Below are 16656 nucleotides of genomic sequence, written 5' to 3'. Positions count from 1 at the left end.
GTTACTTGTTCAGTTCCGCCAGGCTCAGCCAGGTTTGCACCACGGTGTCCGGGTTAAGGGACAGGCTATCGATCCCCTCTTCCATCAGCCATGCGGCAAAGTCTTCATGGTCAGATGGGCCCTGACCGCAGATCCCGACGTATTTACCCTGCTTCTTCGCCGCGCGGATGGACATGGAGAGCAGCGCTTTCACCGCCTCGTTGCGCTCGTCGAACAGCTCGGAGACCACGCCGGAGTCGCGGTCCAGACCCAGCGTCAGCTGCGTCATGTCGTTCGAGCCGATAGAGAAGCCGTCGAAGTGCTCGAGGAACTGCTCGGCCAGCAGGGCGTTGGACGGGATTTCGCACATCATGATGATCTTCAGCCCGTTCTCGCCGCGCTTCAGACCCTGACGCGCCAGCTCGTCCACCACCGCTTTCGCCTGATCCACGGTACGCACGAACGGGATCATGATTTCGACGTTGGTCAGCCCCATGTCGTTGCGCACGCGTTTCACCGCCTCACACTCCAGCGCGAAGCAGTCGCGGAAGCTGTCGGACACGTAGCGTCCGGCCCCGCGGAAGCCCAGCATCGGGTTCTCTTCTTCCGGCTCGTAGCGCTCGCCGCCTACCAGGTTGGCGTATTCGTTAGACTTAAAGTCAGACAGACGCACGATCACGCGTTTCGGATAGAAGGCGGCGCCCAGCGTCGCGATCCCTTCGGTCAGACGGCCGACGTAGAACTCTTTTGGTGAGTCGTAGCCTTTCATCATCTCGCGGATTTCGTTCTGCAGCTTCGGATCCTGGTCGTCAAACTCCAGCAGCGCGCGCGGGTGAACGCCGATCATACGGTTGATGATAAATTCCAGACGCGCCAGGCCAACGCCTTCGTTCGGCAGGCAGGCGAAGTCAAACGCGCGGTCCGGGTTGCCGACGTTCATCATGATCTTCAGCGGCAGGTCCGGCATGGTATCCACGCTGGAGCTCTTCACGCTGAAGTCGAGGATATCGGCGTAGACGTAGCCGGTATCGCCTTCGGCACAGGAGACGGTCACGTTCTGCCCGTCCTTCATGCGTTCGGTGGCGTCACCGCAGCCGACAACCGCGGGAATGCCCAGCTCGCGGGCAATGATCGCCGCGTGGCAGGTACGACCGCCGCGGTTGGTGACGATAGCCGCCGCTTTCTTCATGATCGGTTCCCAGTCCGGGTCGGTCATGTCGGTCACCAGCACGTCGCCTGGCTCAATACGGTTCATCTCGCTGATGTCGTGGATCACTTTGACCGGACCGGCACCGATGCGGTGACCGATGGCGCGGCCTTCCGCCACGATTTTACCCTGCGCGTGCAGCGTATAACGCTCCATCACCTGACCGCGCGAGCGGACGGTTTCCGGACGCGCCTGCACGATAAACAGCTTGCCGGTATTACCGTCTTTTGCCCATTCGATGTCCATCGGACGGCCGTAGTGTTTTTCGATCTGCACCGCCTGCTTCGCCAGTTCCTGCACTTCGGCGTCGGTCAGGGAGAAGCGGTCGCGCTGCTCCTGCGGTACATCTTCAATTTTAACCTGCTTGCCATGCTCCTGAGTCGGGGCATAGATCATGCGGATTTTTTTCGAGCCCATGGTGCGACGCACCACCGCCGGACGGCCAGCGGCCAGCGTTGGCTTATGGACGTAAAATTCGTCAGGGTTTACCGCGCCCTGCACCACCATCTCACCCAGACCCCACGCGGAGGTGATAAACACCACCTGGTCGAAGCCGGATTCGGTATCAATGGAGAACATCACGCCGGATGAGCCCAAGTCCGAGCGCACCATGCGCTGCACGCCAGCGGAGAGCGCCACGCCGCGATGGTCGTAGCCCTGGTGCACGCGATAGGAGATGGCGCGATCGTTGAACAGGGAAGCAAACACGTGCTTCACCGCCACCAGCACCGCATCGTAACCCTGGACGTTCAGGAAGGTTTCCTGCTGCCCGGCAAACGAAGCGTCCGGCATATCTTCTGCGGTCGCAGAGGAACGTACGGCAAAGGAGGCCTGCGCATCGTCAGCAGAGAGCTGGTTGTACGCGTCGTGAATGGCTTTTTCCAGTTCCGGCTGGAAAGGTGTGTCGATGATCCACTGGCGGATCTGCGCCCCGGCTTTGGCAAGCTCGGTTACGTCATCAATATCCGTTTTATCCAGCAGGTCGTAAATGCGCTGGTTAACACCGCTCTGGTCTAAAAACAGGTTAAAGGCATCGGCGGTGGTGGCAAACCCGTTCGGTACGGAGACACCCATACCCGACAGATTTGTAATCATTTCACCCAGGGAGGCATTTTTGCCCCCAACTCTGTCTACATCATTCATGCCGAGTTGGTTATACCAAAGCACCAGCGGTGACGAGCCATTGTTGGACATCGAAACAATCCTTTTGTGATATTTGATCGGAGTAAGTAACACCTGACTACGTATTTATACTGGCATATTTATTTCCGCTAAAAAAACGGTGAATCGTGTAAGCAATTTAAAATTTCAACTTTTCGGATACTTTCCCATCAACGATTAACCCGATGATTCCTCTATATTCAGCCAGAAACCCCAAAAATAAAGTCGCTATTTGAAAAATGAAATCCACTTTTCAGGAAAATCAAAAACAGCGTTTCATTCATAATTAGGATAAGTTCTTTGCTGTGTAAATTACTTTTTTAATTTATGCTTTCAGACAATTAGGTCTGATATTCAGGGTGAGTAAAATGGATAGTGCTGTCGATCGCCACGTTTTTTATATTTCTGATGGTACGGCGATCACCGCCGAGGTGCTGGGCCACGCGGTGATGTCGCAGTTTCCCGTCTCGATTAACAGCATCACGCTGCCGTTTGTCGAAAACGAGAGCCGCGCCAAAGCGGTGAAGGACCAGATTGACGCCATCTACCAGCAGACCGGCGTCCGCCCGCTGGTGTTCTACTCTATCGTGATCCCCGAGATTCGCTCCATCATTCTGCAAAGTGAAGGCTTCTGCCAGGATATCGTGCAGGCGCTGGTGGCGCCGCTGCAGAGCGAGCTTAAGCTCGACCCGACCCCGATTGCCCACCGAACCCACGGGCTGAACCCCGGCAACCTGACCAAGTACGACGCGCGTATCGCCGCTATCGACTACACCCTGGCCCACGACGACGGTATTTCGCTGCGAAATCTCGACCAGGCGCAGGTGATCCTGCTTGGCGTGTCGCGCTGCGGCAAAACCCCGACCAGCCTTTATCTGGCGATGCAGTTTGGCATTCGCGCCGCAAACTACCCGTTTATCGCCGACGATATGGATAACCTGGTGCTGCCCGCCGCCCTTAAGCCGCTGCAGCACAAGCTGTTCGGCCTGACGATCAACCCTGAACGCCTTGCGGCCATCCGCGAGGAGCGTCGCGAGAACAGCCGCTACGCCTCCATGCGCCAGTGCCGGATGGAGGTCTCCGAAGTGGAAGCGCTGTACCGCAAAAATCAGATCCCGTGGCTGAACAGCACCAACTATTCGGTTGAAGAAATTGCCACCAAAATTCTCGACATTATGGGGCTTAATCGCCGCATGTACTAATATGCTAGTACATTAGCTCAGATTCAGGTATCATCACCTGCAACCACGGGGCGGTGTCGCCCCGAACTTGAAATCAGCAGGGATTGGTTTAAGGTGATGCCCATCACTTCCCGGTAGTCTGCCGATGAAGCAAAAATTTTCTGAGACATTCCATGAATAAAACCGATGAACTCCGCACTGCGCGCATTGACAGCCTGGTCACGCCGGCTGAACTGGCACAGCGGCATCCCGTTTCCGCCGCCGTCGCGGAACATGTGACGGCCTCCCGCCGCCGCATTGAAAAAATCCTGAACGGTGAAGACAAACGTCTTCTGGTGGTCATTGGGCCTTGCTCCATCCACGATCTGGATGCCGCGATGGATTATGCAAAACGACTCCAGGGACTGCGGGATAAGTACCAGCATCGCCTTGAGATCGTGATGCGGACCTACTTTGAAAAACCGCGCACCGTGGTGGGCTGGAAAGGCCTGATTTCCGATCCTGACCTCAACGGCAGCTATCGCGTTAACCACGGTATCGAGCTGGCACGTAAGCTGCTTTTACAGGTCAACGAGCTGGGCGTTCCGACGGCGACCGAGTTTCTCGATATGGTGACCGGGCAGTTTATCGCCGATCTGATCAGCTGGGGCGCGATTGGCGCGCGCACCACCGAAAGCCAGATCCACCGTGAGATGGCCTCTGCCCTCTCCTGCCCGGTCGGCTTCAAAAACGGGACCGATGGCAACACCCGTATCGCGGTTGATGCCATCCGCGCTGCCCGTGCCAGCCACATGTTCCTGTCGCCGGACAAGAGCGGTCATATGACCATCTACCAGACCAGCGGTAACCCTTACGGGCATATCATTATGCGCGGCGGGAAGAAACCCAATTACCATGCCCAGGATATTGCGGCGGCCTGTGAAACGCTGGCCGAATTCGACCTGCCGGAACATCTGGTGGTGGATTTCAGCCACGGCAACTGCCAGAAGCAGCATCGCCGCCAGCTGGACGTCTGCGATGAGATCTGTCAGCAGATCCGCAGCGGCTCGACCGCCGTTGCAGGGATTATGGCTGAGAGCTTTATCAAAGAAGGCACGCAGAAAATCGTTGCCGGACAGCAGATGGTTTACGGCCAGTCGATCACCGACCCGTGCCTGAGCTGGGAAGACAGCGAACTGCTGCTGGAAAAGCTGGCAGCTGCGGTAGATTCTCGCTTCTGATGTTATTGTCGGGTGGCGCTGCGCTTACCCGACCTACGATTGTGCCCTTCTCCCTCTCCCTGTGGGAGAGGGTCGGAGTGAGGGCATCAAACCGCACCTCACCCCCAAATTTGATCCCCTCACCCTTTTTTCACAAAAATGCTTGCCGTCAATTTGCAGTTTATTGATAATGATTATCATTGTTACATTGATTGTTATTTATAAACATTATGTCACGTACGGATAACAGCGCGGCAACGCCAGCAAAAACACACACAGCGCCAGCCCCCGCCGAGCGTCGCATTGACAGCAAAACCCTCCTCGGCGATGAGGGACGGGTCATTATCGAGCATGACGGACAGCGCTATCTTCTGCGCCAGACCCATGCCGGAAAACTGATCCTCACAAAATAAACAACACCTAAAAATACGCCAGCCACCCAGGTGATACCCAGGCAGCCAGCGCTTTTCACTTCTTATGGAGAGTTGCTATGCCACACCTGCCTTCCGCATCTTTACGTCCGTCACTTCTGGCGCTGGCGATTGCCAGTACCCTACCGGGCGTCGCGTTCGCCGCCACAGACGACATTACCGTCACCGCCACGGGCAACGCCCGCAGCACCTTTGAAGCGCCCATGATGGTAAGCGTAATTGACGCCAGCGCGCCGGAGAAACAAACCGCAAGCTCGGCGGCCGACCTGCTGCGTAACGTCCCCGGTCTGACGCTGGACGGCACTGGGCGCACTAACGGGCAGGACGTCAACCTGCGCGGCTATGACCGTCGCGGCGTGCTGGTGCTGGTTGACGGCGTGCGTCAGGGCACCGACACCGGTCACCTGAACAGCACCTTTCTCGATCCCGCGCTAATCAAACGTATCGAGGTGGTCCGCGGCCCGTCGGCCCTGCTGTACGGTAGCGGCGCGCTGGGCGGCGTGATCTCTTATGACACCGCCGGTGCCAACGATCTGCTCGAACCGGGTAAAAACAGCGGCTACCGCGTGTTTGGAACGGGCGCAACGGGCGATCATAGCCTCGGGATGGGGGCCAGCGCCTACGGCCGCACCGATACGCTTGACGGTCTGGTCTCCTGGTCCAGCCGGGATCGCGGTGATGTCCGCCAGAGCGACGGTGCAACCGCGCCTAACGACGAATCCATCAACAACATGCTGGCGAAAGGCAGCTGGAAAATCGACCCCGCCCAGACCCTGAGCGGCTCCCTGCGCTACTACAATAACGCCGCTCAGGAGCCGAAAAACCCGCAAACCACCGGGGCGGACAGCAGTAACCCGATGACCGACCGCTCCACCATCCAGCGCGATGCGCAGGTTGGCTACCACATTTCACCGGAAGGGTACGACTGGCTGGACGCCGACGCGAAGGTCTACTGGTCCGAAGCGCGCATTAATGCCCAGAACGTCGACGGTAGCGGTGAGTTCCGCAAGCAGACCACCAAAGGCGGCAAGGTGGAAAACCGCACCCGTCTGTTCAGCGACACCTTTGCAGCACACCTTCTGACCTACGGCGGGGAATACTATCGTCAGGAGCAGCATCCGGGCGGGGCAACCACCGGCTTCCCGGACGCGAAAATCGACTTCAGCTCCGGCTGGCTGCAGGATGAGATCACCCTGCGCGATCTGCCTGTTACCCTGCTGGGCGGCACGCGCTATGACAGCTACCGCGGCAGCAGCGACGGCTACAAAGATGTGGATGCAGACAAGTGGTCATCCCGCGCCGGGTTAACCATCAGCCCAACCGACTGGCTGATGCTGTTTGGCTCTTACGCGCAGGCCTTCCGCGCGCCGACCATGGGCGAAATGTATAACGACGCCAAACACTTCTCCATTGGCCGCTTCTATACCAACTACTGGGTGCCAAACCCGAACCTGCGCCCGGAAACCAACGAAACGCAGGAGTTTGGTTTTGGCCTGCGCTTTGACAATCTGATGCTTGCCAACGATGCGCTGGAGTTTAAAGCCAGCTATTTCGACACCAAAGCCAAAGACTATATCTCCACCACCGTCGATTTTGCCGCCGCGACCACCATGTCGTACAACGTTCCGAACGCCAAAATCTGGGGTTGGGATATGATGGCAAAATACTCGGCCGATCTCTTCAACCTCGATCTGGCCTACAACCGCACGCGCGGGAAAGACACCGATACGGGCGAGTACATCTCCAGCATTAACCCGGACACCGTCACCAGCAAGCTGGATATCCCGGTGGCGCAAAGCGGGTTCTCCGTCGGCTGGATCGGTACTTTTGTCGATCGCTCAACGCATATCAGCGGCAGCTACAGCAAGCAGCCGGGCTATGCGGTCAACGATTTCTACGTGAGCTACAAAGGCCAGGAGCGGCTCAAAGGCGTGACCACTACGCTGGTGCTGGGCAACGCCTTTGACAAAGCGTACTGGTCACCTCAGGGCATTCCGCAGGACGGTCGTAACGGCAAGATTTTCGTAAGCTATCAGTGGTAATTCCCTTCGGGGCAACTATTCAGAAGGAAGAGACAATGAATCACTACACGCGCTGGCTTGAGCTAAAAGAAGCCAATCCGGGTATGTACGCGCGCGACGTCGCGGGGTTAATGAACATCAGTGAAGCAGAGCTGACCTTTGCCCGCGTAGGTCACGACGCCTGGCGACTGCGCGGTGAAATCCGCGAGATCCTGGGCGCGCTGGAGGCGGTGGGCGAAACCAAATGTATCTGCCGCAACGAATACGCCGTACACGAGCAGGTCGGGAGATTTACCAACCAGCACCTGAACGGCCACGCCGGGCTGGTGCTGAACCCGCGCGCGCTGGATCTGCGCCTGTTCCTCAACCAGTGGTCGAGCGCGTTTCACATCAGTGAAGCCACCGCACGCGGCGAGCGGCAGAGCATTCAGTTCTTCGATCACCAGGGCGATGCCCTGCTGAAGGTCTACGCCACGGACAACACCGACGTTTCCGCCTGGGGCGACGTGCTGACCCGCTTTATCTTTGCCGACAACCCGCCGCTGGCGTTGAGGATAGCCGATGCTCCGGCTCATGCAGAAAACGCAAATGCCGCTCTCGTGGATAACGAGTGGCGCGCCATGACCGACGTTCATCAGTTCTTCAGCCTGCTCAAGCGCCATAACCTCAGCCGCCAGCAGACGTTTCGCCTGGTGGGTGACGATCTGGCCTGCCGGGTAGAAAACACCGCGCTGGCGCAGCTCCTGGAGACGGCGCGTCGGGACGGTAACGAAATCATGGTCTTCGTCGGCAACCGCGGCTGCGTGCAGATCTTCACCGGCGCGGTGGAAAAGCTGGTGCCAATGAAAGGCTGGCTGAACGTCTTTAACCCAACCTTTACCCTGCATCTGCTTGAAGGATCCATTGCGGAAACGTGGGTCACGCGCAAGCCGACGGCTGACGGGCATGTCACCAGCCTGGAGCTGTTTGCCGCCGACGGAACGCAAATCGCCCAGCTGTACGGCCAGCGTACGGAAGGCGAACCGGAGCAGAGCCAGTGGCGCAGCCAGATTGACGCCTTAACGGCGAAAGGGCTGGCCGCATGAAACGGTGGCTTGCCCTGCTTAGCGCCCTGCCCCTGCTGGCGTCTGCGGCGCCGCAGGAGAAAATCGTTACCCTCGGCGGCGACGTCACCGAGATTGTCTACGCTCTCGGCGCGGCGTCCTCGCTGGTGGCCCGCGACAGCACCAGCCGGTGGCCGCAGGCGGCGAATTCACTGCCTGACGTGGGCTATCTGCGCCAGCTCAATGCGGAAGGGATCTTGTCCATGCGCCCCACGCTGGTGCTGGCCAGCGCTCAGGCGCAGCCGTCTCTGGCGCTAAAGCAGGTTGAGCAAAGCCACGTCAGGGTGATCGCTGTTCCTGCCGGTAACAACCTGAACGTTATTGACGAAAAGGTGCGGATCGTCGCTGAAGCGACGCACCGCGAGGCCGAGGGGGAGGTCCTGCGCAGCACCCTGCGCCAGGCGCTGTCGGTGCTTCCCGCGTCGCCGCTCAATAAGCGGGTGCTGTTTATTCTCAACCACGGCGGGATGACCGCCATGGCCGCCGGACAACAGACCGGCGCGGATGCTGCCATTCGTGCGGCGGGGCTGCAGAACGCGATGCAGGGGTTTACCCGCTATCAGCCGCTGTCTCAGGAAGGCACGATAGCCAGCCAACCCGATCTGGTGGTGATTTCTCAGGACGGTCTCAACGCCCTGGGCGGTGAAGCGAATCTGTGGACGCTGCCCGGCCTGGCGCAAACCCCGGCGGGACGGAACAAGCAGGTGCTGGCGATTGACGATATGGCGCTGCTGGGCTTCAGCGTGCGAACGCCGGAAGCCATCCAGCAGCTGCGTGCCAAAGCGGAGCTGCTGCCCTGATGTCCCGGCGGATCGCCTTATCATTATGGATGCTGACCGCGATCCTGACCATCATGACGCTCGCAGCGACCGGGGTTGGGGCATTACACCTGCCGATCAGCCTGATGTGGAACGGGACCGACGAGGCGCTGCGTCAAATCTGGCTGACAATCCGCCTGCCTCGCGTGCTGCTGGCGCTGGCGATCGGCGGTTCACTGGCGCTGGCGGGTTGCGTGATGCAGGGGCTGTTTCGAAATCCGCTGGCAGACCCGGGACTGCTCGGCATCAGCAGCGGCGCAGCGCTCGCCGTTGCGCTGTGGGTGGTTCTTCCGCTCTCGCTGCCTGCACTGGTGATGCTGTATGCCCCGATGCTGGCGGCGTTTCTCGGCGCGCTGGCCGCCACCTTCGTGATTTTCCTGCTCAGCCGTCAGCGTGACGCTTCCCTGTCGCGCCTGCTGCTGGTGGGAATTGCTATCAACGCCCTGTGCGGCGCGGCCGTCGGGGTGCTGTCATGGCTCAGCAATGATGCCCAGCTTCGCCAGCTTTCGCTCTGGGGAATGGGCAGCCTCGGCCAGGCGCAGTGGTCAACGCTGCTGGTCGTCGCGTCGCTGATGGTTCCCACCGTGCTCGCGATCTGGCGTCTGGCAGGCGCCCTCAACCTGCTGCAGCTGGGCGACGAAGAGGCACATTACCTCGGCGTGGAGGTTGCCGCCGTGCAGCGGATCCTGCTGTTGTGCAGCGCCCTGCTGGTGGCCGCCGCCGTTGCGGTCAGCGGCGTGATCGGCTTTGTCGGCCTGGTGGTGCCGCACCTGGTGCGCATGTGGCTGGGAGCCGACCACCGGGCCGTGCTCCCCGGCTCGGTGCTGGCCGGCGCGTTGCTTCTGCTGGTTGCCGATACGCTGGCGCGCAGCCTGGTCGCACCGGCGGAAATGCCGGTCGGCTTACTGACCAGCCTTCTCGGCGCGCCGTGGTTTCTGTGGCTTATCTTTCATCGCGGAGGTGCGCATGGCTGAACGCTATTGTGCTGAAAACCTTGTTTTTCGCGCCGGACAACGCACGCTGATTGACGACGTGTCGCTGACCTTATCTCAGGGCGAGCTGGTGGCGCTGATTGGCCCCAACGGCGCCGGGAAATCAACGCTGTTGCGGCTGCTGACCGGCTACCTTAAACCTGCGGGCGGACGGTGCAGCCTGGCGGGCACACCGCTTGCGGCCTGGCAGCCGAACAGGCTTTCCCGCTACCGGGCGGTAATGCGCCAGAACACGCAGCTCGGATTTGACTGGCCGGTTGAGGCGGTCGTCGGTATGGGGCGAGCGCCCTGGACCCGCACGCCTGAAGCGACGGTTATTGAGGAGGTCATGGCCGTCACCGGCTGTTTACCGCTGGCGGGCAGGCAGTTTGCCGCACTCTCCGGCGGCGAGCAGCAGCGCATCCAGCTCGCCCGCGCGCTGGCTCAGCTTTGGTGCGACGGCGCGCCGCGCGGCTGGCTGTTCCTTGATGAACCCACGTCTGCGATGGATCTCTATCACCAGCAGCATCTGCTGCGCCTGCTGAAATCCCTGACCCGTCGGGGTCATCTGCACGTTTGCGCGGTGCTGCACGACCTTAATCTGGCGGCGCTGTGGGCGGACCGCATCCTGCTGCTGCATGACGGCAGAATCGTGTCCCAGGGAGCACCGGAAACCGTTTTGCAGGCCGACGCGCTGGCGCGCTGGTACGGCGCGCAGGTTATCGTCGGCAGGCATCCGGCTCACGCCGCGCCGCAGGTGTTTCTCGCCCCCTGATTGGGCTGGTAAAAATCTTTCAGCGTTTCCAGCAGGGCATGCGCCGCTTTAGAGAGCTGCGTGTGTCCTGGATGGATCGCTCCAATGCACTTTTCTATCGGCGGGTTATCCAGCGGAATACAGACCGCGCCCAGCGCCGTCATCTGCGCCTCGCAGAGCGCCGGAACGGCGCTGCCGCCCAGCCCGCTCGCGACCATTCGCCCGACCGTCACCAGCTGATGACTCTCCAGCGCCACGTCCAGCTTTCTGCCGCTTCGCGCCAGCTCCTCCTCCATCATCAGACGTACCGCCGAAGGGCGCTGCAGGGTGATGAAATCCAGCGTCAGCAGCTCTTCCCATGACAGGCGCTTCTTGCCTGCCAGCGAGGAATCTTTTGGCACAATGGCCACAAACCTGTCGAGGCCCAGCGGGGTAAACAGCAGGTTGTGCGTTGGCGCGGGCTCAAAGGCGATGCCCATCTCGACCCGCCCTTCCCGCACCATCTCTATCACCTGCTCGTTAATGACATCATGCACGGTGACGTTGATCCCGGCATGGCGATCGCGAAACGCTTTTAGCACCTCGGGCAGGACATTCGCGGCAAACGACGGCATGGCCGCAACCGAAATTTTACCGCGCTGCAGGGTAAAGCACTGGTGCATCGCCTCTTCGACGTTATCCCAGTCGGCAAGCAGCTGACGCGCCATCGGCAAAAACGTCTCCCCCTCCTGCGTCAGCGCGACCTTGCGCGTGCTCCGCTGCAGCAGCGGTCCGCCGAGCGCATCCTCCAGCGCTTTAATCGTCAGGCTCAGGGCCGGCTGGGAAAGATTCAGCCGTTCGCTGGCGTGCGCGAAATTGAGAGTGTGAGCTACCGCTAAAAACGCGCGTAACTGTTTGACACTCATTCTCATTTTTCATCCTGTTAACTAATTGAAAAAAATTAGTTAACAGAAATTAATAAAAAAACCAAATGAGTGGGTCACAAATTCAAAATTAACAAATGAGTCGCCGCCCCTAATGATACCGGCACGGATAACGGGAGGGATAACTATGGCGGGACTGGACAAGCGCGTCGGCAGCTATGCGCAGGCGCTGGATGGGCTGACGGACGGAATGACCTTGCTGGCGGGCGGCTTCGGCCTGTGCGGGATTCCGGAGAACCTGATTGCAGAGGTCAGACGCCGTCAGGTGAAAGATCTGACGGTGGTATCAAACAACTGCGGCGTGGACGGTTTCGGTCTCGGGATACTGCTCGAAACGCGGCAGGTTCGCAAAGTGGTGGCCTCTTACGTCGGCGAGAACGCCCTGTTCGAGCGGCAGGTGCTGAGCGGCGAACTGGAGATTGAACTCACGCCTCAGGGCACGCTGGCGGAAAAGGTGCGCGCGGGCGGCGCGGGCATTCCGGCATTTTACACGGCCACCGGCTACGGCACGCCCGTGGCTGCCGGCAAAGACGTGCGCCAGTTTTCGGGGAAGCACTACATCCTTGAAGAGGCCATTACCGGCGATTTCGCGCTCATTAAGGGCTGGAAAGCGGACTGGTACGGCAACGTTGTCTATCGGCATACCGCGCAAAATTTTAATCCGCTGATGGCAACGGCGGGCCGGATAACGGTCGTCGAGGTGGAAGAGATAGTTCCCCCGGGCGAGCTGCCCCCGTCGGCCATTCATACCCCGGGAATTTACGTCGACAGGCTGATTGTCGGCCAGTTTGAAAAACGCATTGAACAGCGCACCCTGCGCGCGGAAGGAGTCTGACGATGTTAACCCGTGAACAGATGGCCATGCGCGTCGCCCGCGAGCTGCGCGACGGGTATTACGTCAACCTGGGGATCGGCATCCCTACCCTGGTGGCGAACTACATTCCGGACGGGATGGATGTGATGCTCCAGTCAGAAAACGGACTGCTGGGGATGGGGGCTTTTCCTGACGAGCAGAGCCTTGACGCCGACATGATCAACGCCGGTAAACAGACCGTAACCGCGCGCACCGGCGCGGCTATTTTCGACTCGGCCCAGTCGTTTGCCATGATCCGCGGCGGTCATGTGGATCTGACCGTGCTGGGCGCGTTTGAAGTGGACGTCGAGGGCAATATCGCCTCGTGGATGATCCCCGGAAAGATGGTCAAGGGCATGGGCGGCGCGATGGATCTCGTGGCCGGGGCGCAGAACATCATTGTGGTGATGACCCACGCCTCGAAAAGCGGTGAGTCAAAGCTGCTGCCGCGCTGCACGCTGCCGCTCACGGGCGCGGGCTGTATCCGTCGGGTCCTCACCGACCTCGCGTTGCTGGAGATCGAGGACGGCGCGTTCATCCTGCGGGAATACGCTCCCGGCGTCAGTATCGACGAAATTGCGGCTAAGACAGCCGGGAAAATGATTGTGGCGGACGACGTTCGCGAGATGCGCTTCAACTGAGGACTCACGATGAAAGAAGTCATGATTGTCGGGGCAACGCGGACCCCCATAGGCAGTTTTCGCGGCTCGCTATCGTCCCTTTCGGCGGTTGAACTGGGGGCCGTCGCGGTGCGGCAACTGCTGAAGAACAGCAATCTTCTCGAAGAACAGGTAGATGAACTGATTTTCGGACAGGTGCTGACGGCGGGATGCGGGCAAAACCCCGCGCGTCAGACGGCCATCGCCTCCGGATTACCCGTCAGCACGCCGGCGACAACGGTCAACCTGGTGTGCGGCGCGGGCCTAAAAGCGGTGCAGCTCGCCGCGCAGGCGATCCGCTGCGGCGACGCGAACGTGGCCATCGCTGGCGGTCAGGAGAGCATGAGCAACGCCCCCTATCTGCTGGACGGCGCGCGTTCAGGGCTGCGTTTTGGCCATACGGGCCTGCAGGACAGCATGATTACCGACGGTCTGTGGGACGCGTTCAACGATTATCACATGGGGATCACCGCTGAAAACGTCGCCCGGGAGAATGCCATTTCCCGCGAGCAGCAGGACGCCTTCGCCGCCCGGTCGCAGCACAAAGCGGCCTCCGCCATCGAAGCGGGTCGCTTTGACGCCGAGATAGCGCCGGTGACGGTGAAACAGGGTAAAAAACCGCCGCTTATCGTCAGCCGTGACGAACAGCCCCGGCCTGGCACCACCGCTGAGCAGCTGGCGCAGCTGCGCCCCGCCTTTCTGCAGGCGGAAGGCACGGTCACGGCCGGAAATGCGTCGACACTCAACGACGGTGCCGCCGCGGTGCTGCTGATGAGCGGCGAAAAGGCGCGGGAGAGCGGTTTGCCGATCCTCGGTCGCATCGTGAGCTACGCCGTGACGGGCGTTGACCCGTCGGTAATGGGCATCGGTCCGGTCAGCGCCTGCCGGACGGCGCTGGCGCGGGCGGGCTGGACGCTCGATGACGTGGACCTCATTGAAGCCAATGAAGCCTTTGCCGCCCAGGCACTGGCGGTGGGCAAGCAGCTCGGCTGGGATGAGCGCAGGGTGAACGTTAACGGCGGCGCTATCGCCCTGGGTCATCCAATTGGCGCCTCCGGCTGCCGCATCCTCGTGACGCTGTTGTACGAAATGGAGCGCCGTGACGTCAAAAAAGGGCTCGTCACCCTGTGCGTGGGCGGCGGGCAAGGCATTGCTCTGACCGTCGAGCGTTAAGCATCTCGTTGATACCCGAATAATAATTAAAGTGAGGAGTCGTAATGAGCGTGTTAATTGCCCTGGCGGCGCTGGCGCTGCTGATGCTGGCGGCCTATCGCGGATACAGCGTTATTTTGTTTGCGCCGATTGCGGCGCTCGGCGCCGTGCTGCTGACCGATCCGGGTGCCGTCGGCCCGACGTTTACCGGCCTGTTTATGGAAAAGATGGTGGGCTTCGTCAAGCTCTACTTCCCGGTGTTCCTGCTGGGGGCCGTTTTCGGCAAGCTGATTGAGCTTTCCGGTTTCTCACGATCTATCGTCGCGGCCGCGATTCAGATCCTCGGTCGTCGCCACGCCATTCCGGTGATCGTCCTGGTGTGTGCGCTGCTAACCTACGGCGGCGTTTCACTGTTCGTGGTGGCGTTTGCAGTGTATCCGTTTGCCGCGGAACTGTTCCGCCAGAGCGGCATCCCCAAGCGGCTGATCCCGGCCACCGTGGCGCTGGGCGCGTTTTCGTTTACCATGGACGCCCTGCCCGGCACGCCGCAGATCCAGAATATCATCCCCACCAGCTTCTTTGGCACGAACGCCTGGGCCGCGCCGTGGCTGGGGCTTATTGGCTCTCTGTTTATTATCGTCTTTGGCCTGCTCTGGCTGGAGCGCCAGCGTCGTAAGGCGTTCAATAACAACGAGGGCTACGGCACGGATCTGAAAAATGAACCCGAGACGCCGGATAACATTAACCTTCCGCACCCGCTGATTGCTATCTCCCCGCTGCTGGTGGTGGGCATACTGAACCTGCTGTTTACCCGCTGGATCCCCGGCTGGTACGGCACAACCCACGAGCTTACTCTGCCAGGCCTGGCGAAACCGATTGTGACCGAGGTGGGCAAGATCACCGCCATCTGGGCCGTTGAGGCTGCGCTGATCTCCGGTATCGTGCTGGTGCTGATTTTTGGCTTTCGCAATATTCGGGGTCGTCTGGCTGAAGGCAGCCGGACCGCGGTGAGCGGCGCCATTCTGGCGGCGATGAATACCGCCTCGGAATACGGTTTCGGCGCGGTGATCGCCGCCCTGCCCGGGTTCCTGGTGTTATCCAAAGCGCTGGCGGCCATCCCCAATCCGCTGCTGAATGAGGCCATCAGCGTGACGGTGCTTGCGGGGATCACCGGCTCGGCGTCCGGCGGGATGAGCATTGCCCTCGCCGCCATGTCAGACTCGTTTATCGCCGCCGCCCACGCCGCCAATATCCCGCTTGAGGTGCTGCACCGCGTGGCCTCTATGGCGAGCGGCGGGATGGATACGCTGCCCCATAACGGCGCGGTGATTACCCTGCTGGCGATTACCGGCCTGAGCCATCGTCAGGCCTACGGCGGCATTTTCGCTATCACCCTCATTAAAAGTCTGGCAGTGCTTTTTGTCATTGCCGTGTTCTATCTGACCGGCATTGTGTAAGGAGAGAAAGATGAATCTGAACGGTAAGACCGCGCTGGTAACGGGCTCGACCAGCGGCATTGGACTTGGGATCGCCCGCGTGCTGGCGAAGGCCGGGGCGCAGCTGATCCTCAACGGTTTCGGCGACAGCGAATCAGCAAGAGAAGAGATTGCGCAGCTGGGCAAAAAGCCGGGCTATCACGATGCGGATCTGCGTGACGTGCTGCAAATTGAAGCCATGATGCGCTACGCCGAATCGCAGTTCGGCGGCGTGGACATTCTTGTCAACAACGCCGGGATACAGCATGTCGCCCCGGTTGACGCGTTTCCGGTGGAGAAATGGAACGACATTATCGCCATTAATCTCTCCTCGGTATTTCACACCAGCCGGCTGGCGCTGCCAGCCATGCGCGAGAAAAACTGGGGGCGCATCATCAATATCGCCTCCGTTCACGGGCTGGTCGCGTCAAAAGAGAAGTCAGCCTACGTGGCCGCCAAGCATGGCGTAGTGGGCTTTACGAAATCGCTGGCGCTGGAAACCGCCCGCACCGGTATTACCGCCAATACCATCTGCCCCGGCTGGGTACTGACGCCGCTGGTGCAACAGCAAATCGACCAGCGCATCGCTGAAGGCGTCCCGCCGGAGCAGGCTCGCGATCGGCTTCTCGCGGAGAAACAGCCTTCGGGCGAGTTTGTTACCCCGGAGCAGCTGGGTGAACTGGCGCTGTTTTTGTGCAGCGAGGGCGCCGTGAACGTTCGCGGCGCCGCGTGGAATATGGATGGCGGCTGGGTTGCGCAGTAATTTTTA

Annotated in this window: 15 protein-coding genes; 13 read left to right on the top strand and 2 right to left on the bottom strand. The window is 60.2% G+C overall.

Going from position 1 to position 16656, the window contains the following annotated elements; translation table 11 throughout:
• Position 1 precedes the first annotated feature (1 nt).
• Positions 2–2380, bottom strand: a complete 2379-nt coding sequence (gene ppsA, locus QMN93_RS13610) for a phosphoenolpyruvate synthase (protein ID WP_193139080.1) — start codon at positions 2378–2380, stop codon at positions 2–4.
• Positions 2381–2715: 335 nt separating this feature from the next.
• Here ppsA and QMN93_RS13605 point away from each other — a divergent pair, with 335 nt between their 5' ends.
• The 8 genes from QMN93_RS13605 to QMN93_RS13570 all read left to right on the top strand — a co-directional run bounded on the left by QMN93_RS13605 (position 2716) and on the right by QMN93_RS13570 (position 10846).
• Positions 2716–3549, top strand: coding sequence for a pyruvate, water dikinase regulatory protein (locus QMN93_RS13605; protein WP_023311315.1), 834 nt, complete (start codon positions 2716–2718; stop codon positions 3547–3549).
• 152 nt (positions 3550–3701) lie between these two features.
• The gene (aroH, locus tag QMN93_RS13600; protein ID WP_033145292.1) at positions 3702–4748 is read left to right on the top strand and encodes a 3-deoxy-7-phosphoheptulonate synthase AroH; all 1047 of its coding nucleotides are present in this window, start codon (positions 3702–3704) and stop codon (positions 4746–4748) included.
• Positions 4749–4957: 209 nt separating this feature from the next.
• Positions 4958–5140 (top strand): hemin uptake protein HemP, encoded by a 183-nt coding sequence (gene hemP, locus QMN93_RS13595; RefSeq protein ID WP_032638304.1) that lies wholly within the window; start codon positions 4958–4960, stop codon positions 5138–5140.
• A 77-nt stretch (positions 5141–5217) separates the two neighbouring features.
• Positions 5218–7200, top strand: coding sequence for a TonB-dependent hemoglobin/transferrin/lactoferrin family receptor (locus QMN93_RS13590; RefSeq protein ID WP_193139078.1), 1983 nt, complete (start codon positions 5218–5220; stop codon positions 7198–7200).
• A gap of 35 nt (positions 7201–7235) precedes the next feature.
• Positions 7236–8264 (top strand): hemin-degrading factor, encoded by a 1029-nt coding sequence (locus QMN93_RS13585; RefSeq protein ID WP_193139076.1) that lies wholly within the window; start codon positions 7236–7238, stop codon positions 8262–8264.
• Positions 8261–9082, top strand: coding sequence for a hemin ABC transporter substrate-binding protein (locus QMN93_RS13580; protein WP_193139074.1), 822 nt, complete (start codon positions 8261–8263; stop codon positions 9080–9082). The genes QMN93_RS13585 and QMN93_RS13580 overlap by 4 nt, the downstream gene beginning before the upstream one ends.
• Entirely contained in the window at positions 9082–10074 is a 993-nt protein-coding gene (locus QMN93_RS13575) for an iron ABC transporter permease (protein ID WP_193139072.1), read from the top strand. Before QMN93_RS13580 ends, QMN93_RS13575 begins: the two co-directional genes overlap by 1 nt.
• The gene (locus QMN93_RS13570) at positions 10067–10846 is read left to right on the top strand and encodes a heme ABC transporter ATP-binding protein (RefSeq protein ID WP_033145287.1); all 780 of its coding nucleotides are present in this window, start codon (positions 10067–10069) and stop codon (positions 10844–10846) included. The genes QMN93_RS13575 and QMN93_RS13570 overlap by 8 nt, the downstream gene beginning before the upstream one ends.
• Here the strand turns inward: QMN93_RS13570 and QMN93_RS13565 are convergent.
• The gene (locus QMN93_RS13565) at positions 10813–11736 is read right to left on the bottom strand and encodes a LysR family transcriptional regulator (protein ID WP_033145286.1); all 924 of its coding nucleotides are present in this window, start codon (positions 11734–11736) and stop codon (positions 10813–10815) included. The genes QMN93_RS13570 and QMN93_RS13565 overlap by 34 nt on opposite strands.
• Positions 11737–11875: 139 nt before the next feature.
• On the opposite strand from QMN93_RS13565, the gene QMN93_RS13560 reads away from it, so the two are divergent.
• From QMN93_RS13560 to QMN93_RS13540, 5 genes are read left to right on the top strand one after another with little or no spacing between them, the layout of a single operon-like run.
• Positions 11876–12583: a CoA transferase subunit A gene (locus QMN93_RS13560; protein ID WP_064672329.1), complete on the top strand. Its 708-nt coding sequence runs from the start codon at positions 11876–11878 to the stop codon at positions 12581–12583.
• A 2-nt stretch (positions 12584–12585) separates the two neighbouring features.
• Positions 12586–13242, top strand: a complete 657-nt coding sequence (locus tag QMN93_RS13555; protein WP_029740425.1) for a CoA transferase subunit B — start codon at positions 12586–12588, stop codon at positions 13240–13242.
• Positions 13243–13251: 9 nt separating this feature from the next.
• Positions 13252–14433, top strand: coding sequence for an acetyl-CoA C-acetyltransferase (locus QMN93_RS13550; RefSeq protein WP_193139070.1), 1182 nt, complete (start codon positions 13252–13254; stop codon positions 14431–14433).
• Positions 14434–14477: 44 nt separating this feature from the next.
• On the top strand, positions 14478–15869 hold the full coding sequence (locus QMN93_RS13545; RefSeq protein ID WP_048979470.1) for a GntP family permease: 1392 nt from the start codon (positions 14478–14480) through the stop codon (positions 15867–15869).
• 10 nt (positions 15870–15879) lie between these two features.
• Positions 15880–16650 carry a 3-hydroxybutyrate dehydrogenase gene (locus QMN93_RS13540; protein ID WP_039262084.1) on the top strand — a complete coding sequence of 257 codons (771 nt, stop codon included), beginning with the start codon at positions 15880–15882 and terminating at the stop codon, positions 16648–16650.
• Positions 16651–16656 lie beyond the last annotated feature (6 nt).

The sequence above is a fragment of the Enterobacter sp. R-1.6.2 genome (genome assembly GCF_035064085.1).
Lineage (GTDB): Bacteria > Pseudomonadota > Gammaproteobacteria > Enterobacterales > Enterobacteriaceae > Enterobacter > Enterobacter asburiae_B.
The sequence above is the reverse complement of the archived record's forward strand: the minus strand, read 5'-3'. Positions and strand labels throughout refer to the sequence as shown.